The organism is Streptomyces sp. x-80 (assembly GCF_046549095.1).
Classification (GTDB): domain Bacteria; phylum Actinomycetota; class Actinomycetes; order Streptomycetales; family Streptomycetaceae; genus Streptomyces; species Streptomyces celluloflavus.
Genome location: NZ_JAJPWM010000006.1, coordinates 116876 through 134087, shown reverse-complemented (window position 1 = coordinate 134087; position 17212 = coordinate 116876). Strand labels below are relative to the sequence as shown.

Annotated in this window: 12 protein-coding genes; 8 read left to right on the top strand and 4 right to left on the bottom strand. The window is 71.4% G+C overall.

From position 1 onward, the window contains the following. Positions 1–120: 120 nt before the first annotated feature. The 5 genes from ACLJWH_RS13645 (at position 121) to ACLJWH_RS13625 (ending at position 6555) form a co-directional block, all read left to right on the top strand. A complete protein-coding gene (locus tag ACLJWH_RS13645; protein ID WP_411141919.1) occupies positions 121–501 on the top strand; it encodes an MmcQ/YjbR family DNA-binding protein in 381 nt (126 codons plus the stop codon). A 180-nt stretch (positions 502–681) separates the two neighbouring features. Further along, on the top strand, positions 682–1839 hold the full coding sequence (locus ACLJWH_RS13640; protein WP_411141918.1) for a CaiB/BaiF CoA transferase family protein: 1158 nt from the start codon (positions 682–684) through the stop codon (positions 1837–1839). Positions 1840–1921: 82 nt separating this feature from the next. Then, a complete protein-coding gene (locus ACLJWH_RS13635; RefSeq protein ID WP_411141917.1) occupies positions 1922–3064 on the top strand; it encodes an acyl-CoA dehydrogenase family protein in 1143 nt (380 codons plus the stop codon). Between the two features lie 60 nt (positions 3065–3124). Further along, the gene (locus ACLJWH_RS13630) at positions 3125–4339 is read left to right on the top strand and encodes an acetyl-CoA C-acetyltransferase (protein WP_411141916.1); all 1215 of its coding nucleotides are present in this window, start codon (positions 3125–3127) and stop codon (positions 4337–4339) included. A gap of 35 nt (positions 4340–4374) precedes the next feature. Next, entirely contained in the window at positions 4375–6555 is a 2181-nt protein-coding gene (locus tag ACLJWH_RS13625) for a 3-hydroxyacyl-CoA dehydrogenase NAD-binding domain-containing protein (RefSeq protein WP_411141915.1), read from the top strand. Between the two features lie 36 nt (positions 6556–6591). On the opposite strand, the gene ACLJWH_RS13620 is transcribed toward ACLJWH_RS13625, so the two are convergent. After that, positions 6592–7320, bottom strand: coding sequence for a MerR family transcriptional regulator (locus tag ACLJWH_RS13620; RefSeq protein WP_411141914.1), 729 nt, complete (start codon positions 7318–7320; stop codon positions 6592–6594). 438 nt (positions 7321–7758) lie between these two features. Between ACLJWH_RS13620 and ACLJWH_RS13615 the strand changes: the two genes are divergently transcribed. Then, the gene (locus tag ACLJWH_RS13615; protein WP_411141913.1) at positions 7759–9228 is read left to right on the top strand and encodes an amino acid permease; all 1470 of its coding nucleotides are present in this window, start codon (positions 7759–7761) and stop codon (positions 9226–9228) included. Positions 9229–9454: 226 nt separating this feature from the next. On the opposite strand, the gene sph is transcribed toward ACLJWH_RS13615, so the two are convergent. After that, entirely contained in the window at positions 9455–10429 is a 975-nt protein-coding gene (sph, locus tag ACLJWH_RS13610; protein WP_411141912.1) for a sphingomyelin phosphodiesterase, read from the bottom strand. A gap of 282 nt (positions 10430–10711) precedes the next feature. Continuing rightward, positions 10712–12223, bottom strand: a complete 1512-nt coding sequence (locus ACLJWH_RS13605; protein WP_411141911.1) for a M1 family metallopeptidase — start codon at positions 12221–12223, stop codon at positions 10712–10714. A 223-nt stretch (positions 12224–12446) separates the two neighbouring features. On the opposite strand from ACLJWH_RS13605, the gene ACLJWH_RS13600 reads away from it, so the two are divergent. Then, positions 12447–14408, top strand: coding sequence for a Xaa-Pro dipeptidyl-peptidase (locus ACLJWH_RS13600; protein ID WP_411142207.1), 1962 nt, complete (start codon positions 12447–12449; stop codon positions 14406–14408). A gap of 152 nt (positions 14409–14560) precedes the next feature. Continuing rightward, entirely contained in the window at positions 14561–15958 is a 1398-nt protein-coding gene (locus tag ACLJWH_RS13595) for a M14 family metallocarboxypeptidase (RefSeq protein WP_411141910.1), read from the top strand. On the opposite strand, the gene ACLJWH_RS13590 is transcribed toward ACLJWH_RS13595, so the two are convergent. Beyond that, positions 15955–16959: an FAD-dependent oxidoreductase gene (locus ACLJWH_RS13590; protein ID WP_411141909.1), complete on the bottom strand. Its 1005-nt coding sequence runs from the start codon at positions 16957–16959 to the stop codon at positions 15955–15957. The two genes, ACLJWH_RS13595 and ACLJWH_RS13590, sit on opposite strands and share 4 nt — an antisense overlap. Positions 16960–17212: the final 253 nt, after the last annotated feature.

The window sequence follows — 17212 nt, the reverse complement described above, 5'->3', positions numbered from 1 at the left end:
CAGTGGTCGCCGTTAGCGTGGAATGCGGTGGAGGTCACCAGCCGCGAAGGACATGTGCGGCGGCCGGGCGGGACGCGCTGCCCGAGACCGGCGCCGGACGGGAAAGGACGGGCGGAGCCCATGGTGAAGACAGCGGATCCGGTGGCGGTGCGGGAGCGGGTGCGGACGTTCGCGCTCGGGCTTCCGGGGGCCGTCGAGGATTTCCCCTGGGGCGAAAGCGTCGTGAAGGCCGGCAAGAAGGTCTTCGTCTTCCTCGGCGTCGGTGACGGCAGTTGTCCGCCGGGGATCACGCTGAAGCTGACGGACCCGGAGGCGCACGCCCATGCGCTGTCCTCGCCGGGTGTCGAGTCCGCCGGATACGGGCTGGGCAGGGCAGGGTGGGTACGGGTGTCCCTGGCGGAGCGGGGCGCCCCGCCGGCGGAGCTGCTCTGCGACTGGGCCGAGGAGTCGTACCGCGTCATAGCCCCGAAGAAGCTCATCGCCGAACTCGACGGGGGATAGCCGGCGCGCAGCGAGCAGGCGCACCAAGGCCCGTGACAGCGATGACAGTTGGGCATCGCCACCACGGGCTTCTTCGTGATCGACGCACGGCCTGGGGGGCTTGTGGAAAGTGGAACACGTTCTTAACATCACGAGTGTTACATCAGAAGTGTCACAGTGCGGTGAGAGGACTGGGGCTCGATGGCGGATTCAGGGCACGGCCCGCTGAGCGGGGTGCGCGTGGTGGAGCTGGCGGGGATCGCACCCGGTCCGTTCGCGGCCATGCTGCTGGCCGATCTCGGCGCCGATGTCGTCCGCGTCGACCGGCCCGGAGGCGCGGGACCGCGCATCGCTCCCGAGTACGACCTCACCAACCGCAACAAACGCTCGGTGGTGGTGGACCTGAAGAGCCCCGAGGGAGCGGCGCAGGTACTCGATCTGGCCGAGCGCGCCGATGTACTGGTCGAGGGGTACCGGCCCGGCGTGGCGGAGCGGCTCGGCGTCGGCCCCGAGGAGTGCCTGGCGCGCAACCCCCGGCTCGTCTACGGCCGGATGACCGGCTGGGGGCAGCAGGGACCGCTCGCCGACACCGCGGGACACGACATCGCCTATATCGCACTCACCGGGGCCCTCGGCATGATCGGCCCGCCCGGCGGCCCGCCCGCCATCCCCGCCAACATCCTCGGCGATTACGCCGGCGGCTCCCTCTATCTCGTCATCGGCGTCCTGGCGGCCCTCCAGCACGCCCGCGCCGAGGGCGGAAAGGGCCAGATCGTGGATGCCGCGATCGTCGACGGCACGGCCCACCTGACGGCGATGATCCACGGGATGCTGGCGGCGGGCGGCTGGCAGGACCGGCGCGGTGCGAATCTGCTGGACGGCGGGGCACCGTTCTACGGCACGTACGAGACCGCCGACGGCGGCTATATGGCGGTCGGCGCGCTGGAACCGCGGTTCTACGCCGAGTTCAGCCGTCTCCTGGGCATCGAGGACGGCGCCCCCGACCGGAACGACCCGGCCGCCTGGGGTGCCCTGCGCACCGCCATCGCCGCTCGCTTCAGGACCCGCAGCCGGGCGGAGTGGACCGAGGTCTTCGCGCACTCCGACGCCTGCGTGGCACCCGTGCTGTCCCTGCGCGAGGCCCCCGCGCACCCGCATCTCGCCGCCCGTGGCACCTTCGTCGACCGCTACGGCCTCACTCAGCCCGCGCCCGCGCCCCGCTTCTCCGCCACCCCGGGCACCGTGCGCCGCCCGCCCGCGCAGCCCGGCGCCGACACCGAAGAGATCGCCCGTGACTGGCAGGTCCCCGGCCTCACCGCCGGTCCCGGCGGCCGCGGGCGGCAGGACGCGGGCAGCTGATGGCACCCGACGTCACACCCCGGTGCGCGGACGCGCCGCGCCGCCGTTCGCCGATCCGACCGGCTCCCAGGAGGGCCCGCAGATGAAGCGCCAGATCTTCACCGAGGACCACGACGCCTTCCGGGAGACCGTACGCACCTTCCTCGCCAAGGAGGTGACGCCGTATTACGAACAGTGGGAGCGGGACGGCATCGTCAGCCGGGCCGCCTGGCGGGCGGCCGGCCGGCAAGGACTCCTGGGGCTCGCCGTCCCCGAGGAGTACGGCGGTGGCGGGGAGCCCGACTTCCGCTACAGCGCGGTGCTGGCCGAGGAGTTCACCCGGGCCGGCGCCGCCGGACTCGCCGTCGGCCTGCACAACGACATCATCGGCCCGTACCTGACCTCGCTCGGCACCGATGCGCAGAAGCGCCGCTGGCTGCCCGGTTTCTGCACCGGCGAGACCGTCACCGCCATCGCGATGACCGAGCCCGGCGCCGGCTCCGATCTGCAAGGCATCCGCACCACCGCCGAGGACCACGGCGACCACTGGATCCTCAACGGCTCCAAGACCTTCATCTCCAACGGCATCCTCGCCGACCTCGTCATCGTGGTGGCCAGGACCACGCCGGAGGGCGGGGCGCACGGCCTGAGCCTGCTGGTCGTCGAGCGGGGCACGGACGGTTTCGAGCGCGGCCGCAACCTCGACAAGATCGGCCAGAAGTCCCAGGACACCGCCGAGCTGTTCTTTCACGACGTACGGGTGCCCAAGGAGAATCTCCTCGGCGACCTGAACGGCGCGTTCGGCCATCTGATGACCCATCTCGCACAGGAGCGGATGGGCATAGCCGTCGCCGGGATCGCCGCCGCCGAACACCTCCTGGAGATCACCACGCAGTACGTCAAGGAACGCGAGGCATTCGGCCGGCCGCTGGCCAAGCTCCAGCACGTCCGCTTCGAGATGGCCGAGATGGCCACCGAATGTGCCGTCACCCGCGCCTTCCTCGACCGCTGCATCGTCGACCACACCGCCGGCGAACTGGACGCGGTGCATGCCTCGATGGCCAAGTGGTGGGCCACCGAACTGCAAAAACGCGTCGCCGACCGGTGCCTGCAACTCCACGGCGGCTACGGCTACATGACCGAGTACCGGGTGGCCAAGGCATTCACCGACGGCCGCATCCAGACGATCTACGGAGGGACCACCGAGATCATGAAGGAGATCATCGGCCGCTCCCTCCTCGGCTGACCCGGAGCGGCCGCCGCCCCTGCTGCGAAAGCCTCACCCTCATGCGAAAGGCTGCTTGACTTGAGTACCGAAGCGTACGTATACGACGCGATCCGCACCCCACGCGGCCGCGGCAAGGCCAATGGCGCACTGCACGGAACCAAACCGATCGACCTCGTCGTCGGCCTCCTCCACGAAATGCGCCGACGCTTCCCCGGACTCGACCCGGCCGCCATCGACGACATCGTCCTCGGCGTCGTCGGACCGGTCGGCGACCAGGGCTCCGACATCGCCCGGATCGCGGCGATCGCCGCCGGACTGCCCGACACGGTCGCGGGCGTCCAGGAGAACCGCTTCTGTGCCTCCGGCCTGGAAGCCGTCAACATGGCCGCCGCCAAGGTGCGTTCGGGCTGGGAGGACCTGGTGCTGGCGGGCGGCGTCGAGTCGATGTCCCGGGTTCCGATGGCCTCCGACGGCGGCGCCTGGTTCGCCGACCCGATGACCAACTTCGACACCGGCTTCGTCCCGCAGGGCATCGGCGCCGACCTCATCGCCACCATCGAGGGCTACACCCGGCGCGACGTCGACGAGTTCGCGGCGCTCTCCCAGGAGCGCGCCGCCACGGCCTGGAAGGACGGCCGCTTCGCGCGCTCCGTCGTCCCCGTACGGGACCGCAACGGCCTCGTCGTCCTCGACCGGGACGAGCACCCGCGTCCCGGCACGACCGCCGACTCCCTGGCCGCGCTCAAGCCCTCCTTCGCCTCCATCGGCGACCTGGGCGGCTTCGACGCCGTGGCCCTCCAGAAGTACCACTGGGTCGAGAAGATCGATCACGTCCACCACGCCGGCAGCTCCTCCGGCATCGTGGACGGCGCGGCCCTGGTCGCCATCGGCTCCCAGGAGGTCGGTGAGCGCTACGGCCTCACCCCGCGCGCCCGCATCCTCTCCGCCGCGGTCTCCGGCTCCGAGCCGACGATCATGCTGACCGGCCCCGCGCCCGCCAGCCGCAAGGCTCTGGCCAAGGCCGGTCTGACCATCGACGACATCGACCTCGTCGAGATCAACGAAGCCTTCGCGGCCGTCGTCCTGCGCTTCGCCAAGGACATGGGCCTGAGTCTGGACAAGGTCAACGTCAACGGCGGCGCCATCGCCCTGGGCCACCCGCTCGGTGCCACCGGCGCGATGATCCTGGGCACCCTCATCGACGAGCTGGAGCGGCAGGACAAGCGCTACGGCCTGGCCACCCTCTGCGTCGGCGGCGGTATGGGCATCGCCACCGTCATCGAGCGCCTCTGACCGCCCCGTCCCACCCCCCTAACGGAGAAGCCACCGTGAGCGAGCCCACTGCTGTGTCGACCATTCGCTGGGAACAGGACGAGACCGGCATCGTCACCCTGGTCCTGGACGACCCGGACCAGTCCGCCAACACCATGAACAACGCCTTCAAGGCGTCCCTCACCGCGATCGCCGACCGCCTGGAAGCGGAGCGGGACACCGTCCGCGGCATCATCGTCACCTCCGCCAAGAAGACCTTCTTCGCCGGCGGCGACCTGCGCGACCTGATCGCCGTCACCCCCGCCCAGGCCCAGCAGGCATTCGAGGCGGGCAACGGCATCAAGCGCGACCTGCGCCGCATCGAAACCCTCGGCAAGCCGGTCGTCGCCGCCATCAACGGCGCCGCGCTGGGCGGCGGTTACGAGATCGCCCTCGCCTGCCACCACCGCATCGCCCTCGACACCCCCGCCACCAAGATCGGCCTGCCCGAGGTCACCCTCGGTCTGCTGCCCGCGGGCGGCGGCGTCACCCGTACGGTCCGGCTGCTCGGCATCGCCGACGCCCTGCTGAAGGTGCTCCTCCAGGGCACCCGGTACAACGCCACCCGCGCCAAGGACGCCGGGCTGATCCACGACACCGCCGCCACCCCCGTGGAACTCCTCGCCAAGGCCCGCGCCTTCATCGACGACAACCCGGAGTCCCGGCAGCCGTGGGACGCACCGGGCTACCGCATCCCGGGCGGCACCCCCGCCCAGCCGAAGTTCGCGGCCAACCTCCCGGCGTTCCCCGCCAACCTCAAGAAGCAGCTCAACGGCGCGCCGTACCCCGCGCCCCGCAACATCCTCGCCGCCGCCGTCGAGGGCTCCCAGGTCGACTTCGAGACCGCCCAGACCATCGAGGCGCGGTATTTCGTCGAGCTGGTGACCGGCCAGATCTCCAAGAACATGATCCAGGCGTTCTTCTTCGACCTCCAGGCCGTCAACTCCGGCGCCAGCCGCCCCAAGGACATCGCGCCCCGCACGGTCGAGAAGGTCGCCGTACTGGGCGCCGGCATGATGGGTGCGGGCATCGCCTACTCCTGCGCCAAGGCCGGTATGCAGGTCGTCCTCAAGGACGTCTCCGTGGCGGCCGCCGAGAAGGGCAAGGCATATGCGGCCGGGGTCCTGGCCAAGGCGCTGGCCAAGGGCCGTACGACCGACCAGCAGCGGGACGAGCTGCTGGCGCGCATCACCCCCACCGCCGATCCGCAGGACCTCGCCGGCTGCGACGCCGTCATCGAGGCGGTCTTCGAGGACGTATCGCTCAAGCGCAAGGTGTTCCAGGAGATCGAGCACCTTGTCGCCCCCGACGCGCTGCTCTGCTCCAACACCTCCACCCTGCCGATCTCGCTGCTGGCCCAAGGCGTCGAGCGCGAGCGCGACTTCATCGGCCTGCACTTCTTCTCGCCGGTCGACAAGATGCCGCTGGTGGAGATCATCAAGGGCGCGGAGACCGGCGACGAGGCCCTGGCCCGCGCCTTCGACCTGGTCCGGCAGCTCGGCAAGACCCCCATCGTCGTGAACGACTCGCGGGGCTTCTTCACCTCCCGCGTCATCGGCCACTTCATCAACGAGGGCGTGGCGATGATCGGCGAGGGCCTCGACCCGGCCTCCGTCGAACAGGCCGCCGCCCAGGCCGGGTACCCGGCCAAGGTGCTGTCCCTGATGGACGAGCTGACGCTCACGCTGCCGCGGAAGATCCGGCTGGAGACCCGGCGGGCGGTCGAGGAGGCCGGCGGCAGCTGGCAGCCGCACCCCGCCGACGCGGTCATCGACCGGATGGTGGACGAGTTCGGGCGCCCCGGCCGCAGCGGCGGCGCGGGCTTCTACGAGTACGGCGAGGACGGCAAGCGGGCCGGCCTGTGGCCCGGACTGCGCGAGCACTTCGCCACCGAGGGCGCCGCCGTCCCTTTCGCCGACATGCAGGAGCGGATGCTCTTCGCCGAGGCGCTGGACACCGTCCGCTGCCTTGAAGAGGGGGTGCTCACCTCCGTCGCCGACGCCAACATCGGCTCCCTCCTGGGCATCGGCTTCCCCGGCTGGACCGGTGGTGTGCTCCAGTACATCAACGGTTACGAGGGCGGTCTGCCCGGCTTCGTGGCCCGCGCCCGGGAGCTGGCGGCCGCGTACGGCGAGCGGTTCGAGCCGTCCGCGCTGCTGGTCGAGAAGGCGGGGAAGGGCGAGAAGTTCAGCGACTGACCGGGTCACGGGGGCGGGCCGGCCCAGCCCGCCCCCTCACGCCTCGCGCCCGCCGAACCACTCCCGCAGCTCTTCCTTCATCGACCGCTGGAAGGCGGTGACCAGCGCCTGCACCACCATCGGCTGCATATGGGCGGAGAGCGACTTCAGCCGCGCCACGTCATCCGGATCCGGACCGCCGTCCCGGTACGGCTCCCCAACCTCGTCCTTGAAGAGCCGGCTCAGCTCGCGCGCCGCCGAGCGAGTGTGCTCGATGACGACGCTGCGTGCCGCGAGGATCGTCTCCAGGGCGATCGGGACGTCGAGCAGCCGCGTGCCCAGATGCAGCAGCCCCGGATCCACCTGGAAGACCTGCGGGTCATCCGTCCGTACGAGCACGCTCATGGCCGCCAGCCGGGCCAGCTCCCCCTCGGCCAGCTCCCGGCCGGCCCGGCGCTCCAGCTGCGCCCGCGTCATGTCCTCCGCCTGGTCGGGGATCCAGCCGGCGACCAGCGCGCGGTGGATGGCCAGATCCTGGGCGCTCAGATCGGGCGGCAGCTGCTGGAGATAGCGCTCGATCGCGGAGAGCGTCATGCCCTGGTGCTGGAGTTCCTCGATGAGCGCGAGCCGTGAGAGGTGGTCCGGTCCGTAGCGGCCGACCCGGCGGGGACCGATCTCCGGCGGTGGCAGCAGTCCGCGCGTGCTGTAGAAGCGGATCGTGCGGACCGTGACGCCGGCGCGGGCGGCCAGTTCGTCGACCGTCAGGCCGGTGGCGGACTCCATCATGTTCAACAGTATTGCTGTCTCACCACTCTTGTGAAACCTTCCGGACGGCGTGGCCCGGCAGCCCGTGGCATGTCATGGCCCGGTTCCGGCTCTCGGTGCCACGCTCCGGCTCGCTCTGATTCGATTCAGGGTCAGGGTCAGGGTCAGGGTCGGACGCACCTCGCCACGAGGCCGCCCGGACCGGTCGGGTCAAGCGATTTTCTTCGTTCGGTGCGGAGCGGAGCCCCGGGTCCGGTGAGTTGACTCCTTCTTTAAGGCTCCAGCGGGGGATTATTCGGGACGAATATCAACGAGCTCTGGATGGGTTGCCCGAAGTGTGATCTCCCCCACAGACGGGGGGCCGCCCGTCGGGGAGGGTGTGCCGTCGGCCGCCCTCGTGCGATCGGCGGGACCCGGTCACGGCTTTCCGCACCTGACCGAAAGTGAGATGAGCCACCAGTGAGCACCGAAACCGTCACGGACGATGCCCCGAGGCCGCCGGGCGGGGGGAGCGAGGCGGCGCGGGACGCGGGTGACGCGGGGTACAGCAAGGGCTTGAAGGCCCGGCACATCAACATGATCGCGATCGGCGGGGCGATCGGCACCGGGCTCTTCCTGGGCGCCGGCGGCCGGCTGCACTCGGCCGGGCCCGCGCTGGCCGTCGCCTACGCGGTCTGCGGCCTCTTCGCCTTCTTCGTCGTGCGGGCCCTGGGCGAACTGGTGCTGCACCGCCCGTCCTCCGGCTCGTTCGTCTCGTACGCCCGTGAGTTCCTGGGGGAGAAGGGCGCTTACGCCGCGGGCTGGATGTATGTCGTCAACTGGTCGACGACCGGTATCGCCGACATCACCGCGATCGCGCTCTACACCCACTACTGGAGTCTGTTCACCGAGGTCCCGCAGTGGGTGATGGCGCTGATCGCGCTCGCGGTCGTGCTGACCGTCAACCTGATCTCGGTGAAGATCTTCGGTGAGCTGGAGTTCTGGTTCGCGATCATCAAGGTCGCCGCGCTGGTCGTCTTCATGGGCATCGGCATCTTCCTGCTGGCCACCCGGCATCCGGTCGGCGGGCACACTCCCGGCCTGCATCTGCTGAGCGACAACGGCGGACTCTTCCCGACCGGTCTGCTGCCCGTGGTGATCGTGCTCCAGGGCGTGGTGTTCGCCTACTCCGCGGTGGAGTTGGTCGGCGTGACCGCGGGCGAGACCAGCGAACCGGAGAAGGTCGTGCCCAAGGCCGTCAACTCGATCATGTGGCGGGTGGGGGTCTTCTACGTCGGTTCGGTGCTGCTGCTGACGCTGCTGCTGCCGTGGAACAAGTACACGAGCGGTGAGAGCCCCTTCGTCACCGTCCTGTCCAACGTCGGAGTGCCGGCGGCGGGCGATGTGATGAACCTCGTCGTGCTGACCGCTGCCATGTCGAGTCTCAACTCGGGGCTCTACTCGACCGGCCGCATTCTGCGCTCCATGTCGATGGCGGGCTCCGCGCCCAGGTTCGCCGGTCTGATGAACCGCAACCAGGTGCCGTACGGCGGCATCATGCTCACCTCGTCGGTGTGCGTGCTCGGTGTCGGGCTCAACTACCTCGTACCGGGCAAGGCGTTCGAGATCGTGCTGAACATCGCCGCGCTGGGCATCATCAGCACCTGGTGCACGATCATGATCTGCCATCTGGTGTTCGTCCGCCGCTCCAGGAGTGGGCTGGTGCGGCGCCCGCACTTCCGTCTTCCGGGCACGCCGGTCACCGACATCGCGACCATCGTGTTCCTGCTCGGTGTCATCGTGCTGATGTGGTTCGACTCCGGCGACGGCGGTGTCGGACGCAAGACCGTGCTGCTGATCCCGGTTCTCGGGGCGATGCTGGTGGGCGGCTGGTTCGTGGTGCGCGGCCGGGTGAACCGGCTCGCCGCGGAGCGCCGGCCGGTGAAGTAGCCGCACGGCGCCGGGCGCCTGGGCGCAGCACCGGGCGCTCGGGCTGACAGGGGCGGCCGCGGGGTCCGAGAGACATCCGCGGCCGCCCCCGTCCGCTCAGGCACGGGCGCCCAGGCCGATTGTCAGTGGTCGCCCGTACCGTGGATTCATGGCTGAGATCGGGGAGTTGAAGCACAGCGGGATCCGTGGGCGGCGAGCGTACGCGCCCGCCGGGACGGCCGTCCGGTCATCCGGCGCTCAGCGGATAGTGGTCGGAGAGGTTGGTGTAGGTGTAGTCCTTGCCCCAGCTGGAGACCGTCCAGGGCGCGGACCGCTCCTTCACCACCTCGTTCTGCCAGGAGGCGGGACGGACATGTCCGTTGCGGTGCAGGACATAGTCCAGGTCCTCGCGCGGGTCCGTCGGGTAGCGGTACTTCGCGACCGAGTTCTCCTGGGTGTCGAAGGAGTAGGGGTGGCCCGTACGGGCGTCGGCGGGGGCCAGGTCGGCGTTGTCGAGCATCGCCCGGTATTCGGGGCTCCGCGAGTCGACGTTCAGATCGCCCGCGACCATGACCTCTTCGCCCGCCGGGATGTTCTTGGCGTCCAGGAAGGCGTCCATCTCCTTGAGCTGCTTGGCGCGGATCGAGGCCGCCTGGCCCGCGGCGCAGCCCGGGTCGGTGGACTGGGTGTGCGTGCCGACCACATGCACCCTGGTGCCGTTGACGTTCAGCACGGCATAGACGAAGCCCTTGTTGGAGAAGTAGTCGGAGCCGCAGGCGTCCTTGTAGACGTACTGCTCCTTGCGGACGATCGGCCATGCGCTCAGCAGCGTCACCCCGCCGTCCTCGGGGGTGAGGGCGGAGTAGGCGCCGCCGGTGGCGTCCCAGCCGCTCTTGCTCCGGCCCACCACCGGGGTCTGGTGGGGGTACTGCCCGGAGGCGTGGGCCTTCAGGGCGTCGGAGGAGGAGTTGTCGAAGGCTTCCTGGAGGACGACGACGTCCTTGCCCTGGAAGAAGTCCGCGGCCGCTATCGCCGTGGCGCGGTGGTCCTGGCCCCAGTTGGGGTAGAGCGTCTTGCTCATGAGGAAGGTGTTGTAGGTGAGCACCTTCAGCCGGGGCACGTCGGCGGCCGACGCGGTGGGGGAGGTCAGAGCGAGACCGGCGACGGCGAGGGCGGCGGCCGCCGCGACCGCCCGGGACAGGCGCAGGGGGGAGCGCGACACGGAATCTCCCTACGGAGAGTGGGGGTTTGGTTCGGCGTCGCTCATCAAATCAGCTGCGGTTACCTCTGGGTAGCCTCTCGGTGGGCGGGAGATGGACCGGCCGTGGCTATTGCCGGGCGGCTCCTTCCAGGGGCAGCCGAGGACAGTGCCGTCGCCGGTTCCTGCCGCTGGAAAGCGCCGGGCCGCCCGGTACGCCGGCTCGCCGTCGCGGCAGCGGGTATCCGCCGCGACGGCGAGCAACAGCCCTACCGGAGAACGGAGATGAGGGACGTGAGCGCTCGGTCAGTGCCGGTGCGGCTGCGCGTGCACGTCGTGCGTGGCCGCGATCTGCTTCCAGGACCTGGGCTGCGCGACCGGCGCCTGCGCGGCGCGGAACGACCGCTGTGCCGTCGACTTCGTCGCGGCCGCCGCCGGCTTGGACGGCTGGAACAGCCAGGTGTCGAAGAACTCGGCCAGCGGCTTGCCGGACTTCTGCTCGGCGAACTTCACGAAGTCGGCCACCGAGGCGTTGCCGTACCGGTGCTCCGCCGGCCACGCCTTGAGGATCGTGAAGAAGGTCCGGTCGCCGAGCTTGTCGCGCAGCGCCTGGAGCGCCAGCGCACCCCGGTCGTAGACCGCCGAATCGAACTGCCGGTCCGCGCCCGGGTCGCCCGGCTTGACCTTCCAGAACGGGTCATCGGCCGGATGCTGGGCGTAGACGTAGTCCGCCAGCTCCTGCGCGGTGCCCTCGCCCTCCTTCTCCGACCAGAGCCACTGGCTGTAGGCGGCGAAGCCCTCGTTGACCCAGATGTCCTTCCAGTCCTTCAGCGACACGCTGTCGCCGTACCACTGGTGCGCCAGCTCGTGCACGACGACGGAGACGTTGGCGCCCCGGTCGAACGCCTTCTTGCCGTAGAACGGGCGGGTCTGGGTCTCCAGGGCGTACCCGGCCGGGACGTTCGGCACATAGCCGCCGACCGAGTTGAACGGATACGGGCCGAAGACGCCCTCCAGCCACTCGGTGACCTCGGCGGTGCGCTCGATGCTCGCCCGCGCCGCCCCCTCGTTCGCACCCAGGTCCTTGCTGACGGCGTTGAGCACCGGCAGCCCGTTCGCGGTCTTGTCGGTGGTGATGTCGAACTTGCCGATGGCGAGCGTCGTCAGATACGTCGCCTGCGGCTTGTCCGAGCGCCAGTTGTAGCGCGTCCAGCCGAGCTTGGAGGACTGCGAGGTCAGCACGCCGTTGCTGATCGCCTGGGTACCGTCCGGGACCGCGACCGAGATGTCGAAGGTCGCCTTGTCGGTGGGGTGGTCGTTGCTCGGGAACCACCACACGGCGGAGTCCGGCTCCTGTGCCACCACGCCGCCGTCGGGCGTACGGGCCCAGGCGGTGAAGTTGTCGATCTTCAGCTCGGAGGGCTTGCCGGCATAGCGCACGACGACGCTGATCTGCTTGCCCTTCTCCAGCGGCGTGGCCGGGGTGATCTCCAGCTCGTGCTTGCCGGAGGTCGCGTAGGTCGCCTTCTTGCCGTTGACCCGGATCTCACTGACCTTCAGGCCGAAGTCCAGGTTGAAGCGGGAGAGGTCCTGGGTGGTGGTGGCGAGCAGGGTCGCCGTGCCCTCCAGCAGGTCCGTCTTCGGCTGGTACTTGAGCCGCAGATCGTAGTGGGAAACGTCGTATCCGCCGTTTCCGCTCTCGGGGTAGTAGCTGTCGCCCACACCGGGAGCGCCGGGTGTGAAGTCGGCCGCCGATGCCGGGATCGCCAGCAGCAGGCTGAGCGCGGCCGCGCCCGGGACGAGAAGTCTGTGACGCACGAGTCCTCCAACTCGTAGGGGAGATGGATCTCTTCAGACCCTATGTACCCACCAGGTCACCGTCATGTCCATGGCCCCACCTGACACATGACCGACATGAACCGTCATACACCCGCAGCATCAACCCCTTTCCCGTCCACATCCTCCGTCACCTGCGACACTCCCCTCCCGCCACGCACCCTTACGCGCGGGATGCGGCCGCGCTACCGTCCGCCCCGTGACGATTCCTGCGCGGGTCACCCGCATCCCCTGGAAAGCACTCGTGGTGGCGGCCGTCGTCGCCCTGCTGTCCGCCCTCATCGGACCGGCCGCCGCACAGGCGGCACCCGCCGAGAGCAGACCCGTCTACTCCTACGACCACGCGATACGCGAATCGGTCTGGGTGGACACCCGGCTCGACGGCGACGCGGACGGGAAGACCGACCGGGTCGCCGTCGATATCGTCCGGCCCAGGGAACCCGCGCAGCAGGGCCGCCGGATCCCCGTGATCATGGACGCCAGTCCCTACTACTCCTGCTGCGGGCGCGGCAACGACAGCCAGCGCAAGACGTACGACGCCCAGGGCCGCCCGGTCCAGTTCCCGCTCTACTACGACAACTACTTCGTGCCGCGCGGCTATGCGACGGTCCTGGTCGACCTCGCCGGCACCAACCGCTCCGACGGCTGTGTGGACGTCGGGGGACGCTCCGACATCCAGTCCGCGAAGGCCGTCGTCGACTGGCTCAACGGCAGAGGCCGCGCCTACCGCACCCGCACCGGAGACGAACCCGTCACCGCCGACTGGTCGAACGGCCGTACCGGCATGATCGGCAAGAGCTGGGACGGCACCATCGCCAACGGCGTCGCGGCCACCGGCGTCCGGGGCCTGAAGACCATCGTCCCGATCGCCGGCATCTCCTCCTGGTACGACTACTACTTCGCCAAGGGCGCCCCGCTCTACGACTCGGGGCCCGACGGGCTCGCGGACACCGTCGAGAGCCCCGCCGCGCACCAGCACTGCGCCGCCGTGCAGAAACGACTCGTCGACGGCGCCCCGCGCAACGGCGACTGGACCGGTCTGTGGACCGAGCGCGACTACGTCCGCAACGCGGGCAAGGTCCGCGCCAGCGTCTTCCTGGTCCACGGGATGCAGGACCTCAACGTCCGCACCCGGAACGCCGGCCGGTGGTGGGACGCGCTCGCCCGGCACGGCGTCGAGCGCAAGATCTGGCTCTCCCAGACCGGCCACGTCGACCCGTTCGACTACCGCCGTCCGGAGTGGGTCAGCACCCTGCACCAGTGGTTCGACCACTATCTGATGGGCTACGACAACGGCATCGAGCGGGCCCCGATGGCGGACATCGAGCGCGCCCCCGGCACCTGGTCCACCGACCCGCAGTGGCCCGCCGCCGGCACCACGGCCACCACGCTGCGGCCGCGCAACGGCGCCACGCCCGGCGTGGGCACCCTGGGCACCACCCCCGCACCACGGGGCGCGACCGCGACGTTCACCGACGACCCGCGGCTCGGGGAGACCGACTGGGCCGCCCGGATCGACGAACCGACCCCCGCCAAGGCCGGGTTCAGCACCGGCCCGCTGACCGCGCCACTACGGCTGTCCGGCTCCGGCACGGTGACCGTGACCGCCACCCCCAGCACCTCGACCGCGCACCTCTCGGCGGTCCTGGCGGACATCGGCCCGGACACCATCCGCAACTACACGGGCGCCGGGGAGGGCATCACCTCCCTGGCCGACAGCACCTGCTGGGGCGCCGGTAACCGTGGCGACACCGGCTGTTTCCGGGAGACCGCCGCCGACACCCGGCAGGTCGGATACACCGTCTTCAGCCGCGGCTGGGCCGACCTCGGCAACTACGCCGACGACCACAAGGGCCGCCCGCTCACCCCCGGCAGGCCGTACACCATCACCCTGGATCTGGCCGCCAGTGACCACATCGTGCCCGCCGGACACCGCCTCGCGCTCATCGTGGCCGGGACCGACGCGGGCCTGATCGACCCGCCGGACTCGAAGCCGCAGCTCACCGTCGACCTGGCCCGCACCGCCGCCCGGCTGCCGCTGACCGGCGGCGCCCCGGCACTCGTCCGCGCGACGGCGGGCACCGCACCGAGGACGGCCGGCGCCGACGGGCCGTTGACCGGACTCGCCCCGCCGCGCCCGGCCGGCCACCTGCCGTCCGCGGGCTGACCCCGCCGGGGCCGCCCCGCCCCGGGGCGGCTCCGCCCCGGCACTCTCTGCCCCGCCCCCGCCCCGGCACTCTCCACCCCGCCCCCCCCGCCGCGCCACCCCGGCTCCGTCCGGCCTCGTCCGACTCCGCCCGACCCAAGGGAGGCACCCCCGTGATCCCCCGCTCCCGTGGCCTCGCCCTCGCGGCGCTGGCCGTCGGCCTCACGGCCTCGCTCGCCGTGACCCTGCCGGACGCCCCGCCCGCCGGCCGGGCCGGCTCCGCGCCGCCCCGTACCGGCTTCGAGACGAGCCACGGCGCCCGCTGGACCACCCAGCCGGAGGAGCAGGACTTCCTCGCCGCCGTCGGCCGGGCCACGCCCCGGGTCCGCGTCGACCGGATCGGCGCCACCGCCCAGGGCCGCCCCCTCCAGCTCGTCCGGATCGGGGCCCCGGCTCCGGCGCGCCCCCAGGACGTCCGGCGCGGCAACTCCGTGCTGCTCATCTGCTCGCAGCACGGCAATGAACCCGCCGGCCGCGAGGCATGTCTGAGCACCGTCCGCGACCTCGCGTACGCCACGGACCGGGCGACCCGCCGATTCCTGGCACACACCAGCGTGCTGGTCGTGCCGACCGCCAACCCCGACGGCCGGGCCGCCGACACCCGCGGCAACTCCGACGGCACCGACATCAACCGCGACCACCTCGCCCTGACGACCCCCGAGGCCCGCGCGGTGGCCGGCGTGCTGCGCGACTACCGCCCCGGCACCGTCTACGACCTGCACGAGTACGGCCCCACCGTGCCGTACTACCAGAAGGATCTGCTGACGCTGTGGCCGCGCAATCTCAACACGTCGGACGCGGTGCACCGTGAAGCCGCCGCGCTCGCCGAGGAGTTCGTCGCACCGGCCGTCCGGAAGGCGGGATTCAGCACCGGTGTCTACGGCATCTGGACCGACCCGCGCACCGGCGACCCCGTCAGACAGGTCGCCGGCGACGGACAGGAGCGGATTCTGCGCAACGCCGCGGGCGTGAAGGGCGCGGTCGGCCTGCTCGTCGAGACCCGCGTCGACGCGCTCACCGACGCCGAGCGGACCGACCCCGCGCGCAACAACCGGCGCCGGGTCGACTCGCAACGGGCCGGCCTGCGCGGCGCGTTCACCTTCGCCGACCGGCACCGCGCGCGGATCGCGGCGGCCACCGCCGCCGCCCGGCGCTCCGGATACACCGACCGCGGACCGGTCTACCTCGGCGGCGCGGACAACGAACCCGCCACCGACGACCGGATCCTCGCCCACCCGCCGTGCGCCTACCGGCTCGACGCCACACAGTTCGCCCGGGTCGAGAACGCCCTGGCGCTGCACGGCGTGGCGGTGCGCCGGCACGGCCGCGGCGCCGTCGTGCCACTGCGCCAGCCGCTGCGCGCCCTCGTACCGCTGCTGCTGGACGGGCGGGCCGCGTCCCACCTGACGAGCGCGACGCCGGTGCCCGTCTGCGGTCGCGGCGAAGCGGACAAGGGCCAGGGAGGCGAACCCGGCGCCGGGCGCGGGGCGGCCCCGCCGGGCACCCGTTAGGCGGCGCCCGCCTCCGCTGTCAGGCGGACCACATCGTCCGCGCACCCCCAGGCCACGGTCACGCCCGCGCCGCCGTGCCCGTAGTTGTGCACGCACAGCGCCCCGCCGGGCAGCCGCTCGGCCGCCAGCCGCACCTCGGACCGGGCCGGCCGCAGGCCCACCTTGTGCGCCAGGACCCGGGCCCGCGCCAGCTCGGGGAAGCGCCGCGCACAGCGCGCCACGATCGCCACCGCCACCGCGGGGTCCGGCTCCCGCGACCACGCGTGCTCGCGCGCCGTACCGCCGAGCACCACCCCGTACGGCTGCGGCAGCACATACGTCGTCTCCGCCGCGCCCGGCGCGGCGGAGACGAACCACTCCTCGACACCCGGATTCTCGACGATCACCAACTGCCCCTGCACCGGATACACCCCGGGATCGGGAACCAGGTCGCGCGCCCCCAGTCCGGAACAGTTCACGACCGTGCCGGCCTCCCGGCCCGCTTCCGCCAGCGAGGTGACCGGACGCCGCTCCACCACCCCGCCCGCCGCCACGAAACGGCGCTCCAGATAGCGGAGATGGGCCGGCATGTCCACCAGGGGGGTGCGGGCCCGCCATCCCGACGCACAGCCCTCGGGCAGTTCGTCCGGGCGCGCCCGCCGCAGCTCGGGCACCGCGTCGTACCAGGCGGCCAGCCCGTCGTCGGCGGCGGCCGGGCCGGCGGCCCCGTCCGTCACCTCGGCCGTTATGGTGCCCGGCACCATCCGGGCGCCGGTCTCGGCCGGCCGCTCCGCGAGACCGGCGAGCACCTCGTACGAGCGCACGGACCACCGCACGGCCCGTTCGTACGGCTGGACGCGGTACGGCCAGCACAGCCCGCCGGCCACCGCCGATGTCGTCCCGCCGACCGCGTCGCGGCTGATCAGCCGCACCCGGCGGCCGCCCTCCGCCAGCGCGACGGCCGACGTCAGGCCGATCACGCCGCCACCGACCACCAGGACATCGCTTTCGTCGATCGTCATGGCAGGACGCTAACCGTTCGGGCCGGTGCGGGCGAAGAGCGGTCCGGCCGCTCGCGGGCGCACGGCGGGGCGGGGCACGGGTGCGGGGGAGCGGACGGGCGACGGGAGCCGGGCGCCGGGGCAGGCCCCGCGGACCTCGCTTGATCTTGGTGTAACCCTCCGGGAATCATCCGGACAAACCAGGACCTTAGGCTGGTAGCAGCACCGTCGGCCGATGACGCCCCTCGGATTCCGCTCACCGCCATCCGTCCGC

Coding starts and splice junctions, on each gene's coding strand:
- ACLJWH_RS13645 (WP_411141919.1), top strand. CDS start 121: ATGGTGAAGACAGCGGATCCGGTGGCGGTGCGGGAGCGGGTGCGGACG.
- ACLJWH_RS13640 (WP_411141918.1), top strand. CDS start 682: ATGGCGGATTCAGGGCACGGCCCGCTGAGCGGGGTGCGCGTGGTGGAG.
- ACLJWH_RS13635 (WP_411141917.1), top strand. CDS start 1,922: ATGAAGCGCCAGATCTTCACCGAGGACCACGACGCCTTCCGGGAGACC.
- ACLJWH_RS13620 (WP_411141914.1), bottom strand. CDS start 7,320: ATGATGGAGTCCGCCACCGGCCTGACGGTCGACGAACTGGCCGCCCGC.
- ACLJWH_RS13590 (WP_411141909.1), bottom strand. CDS start 16,959: ATGACGATCGACGAAAGCGATGTCCTGGTGGTCGGTGGCGGCGTGATC.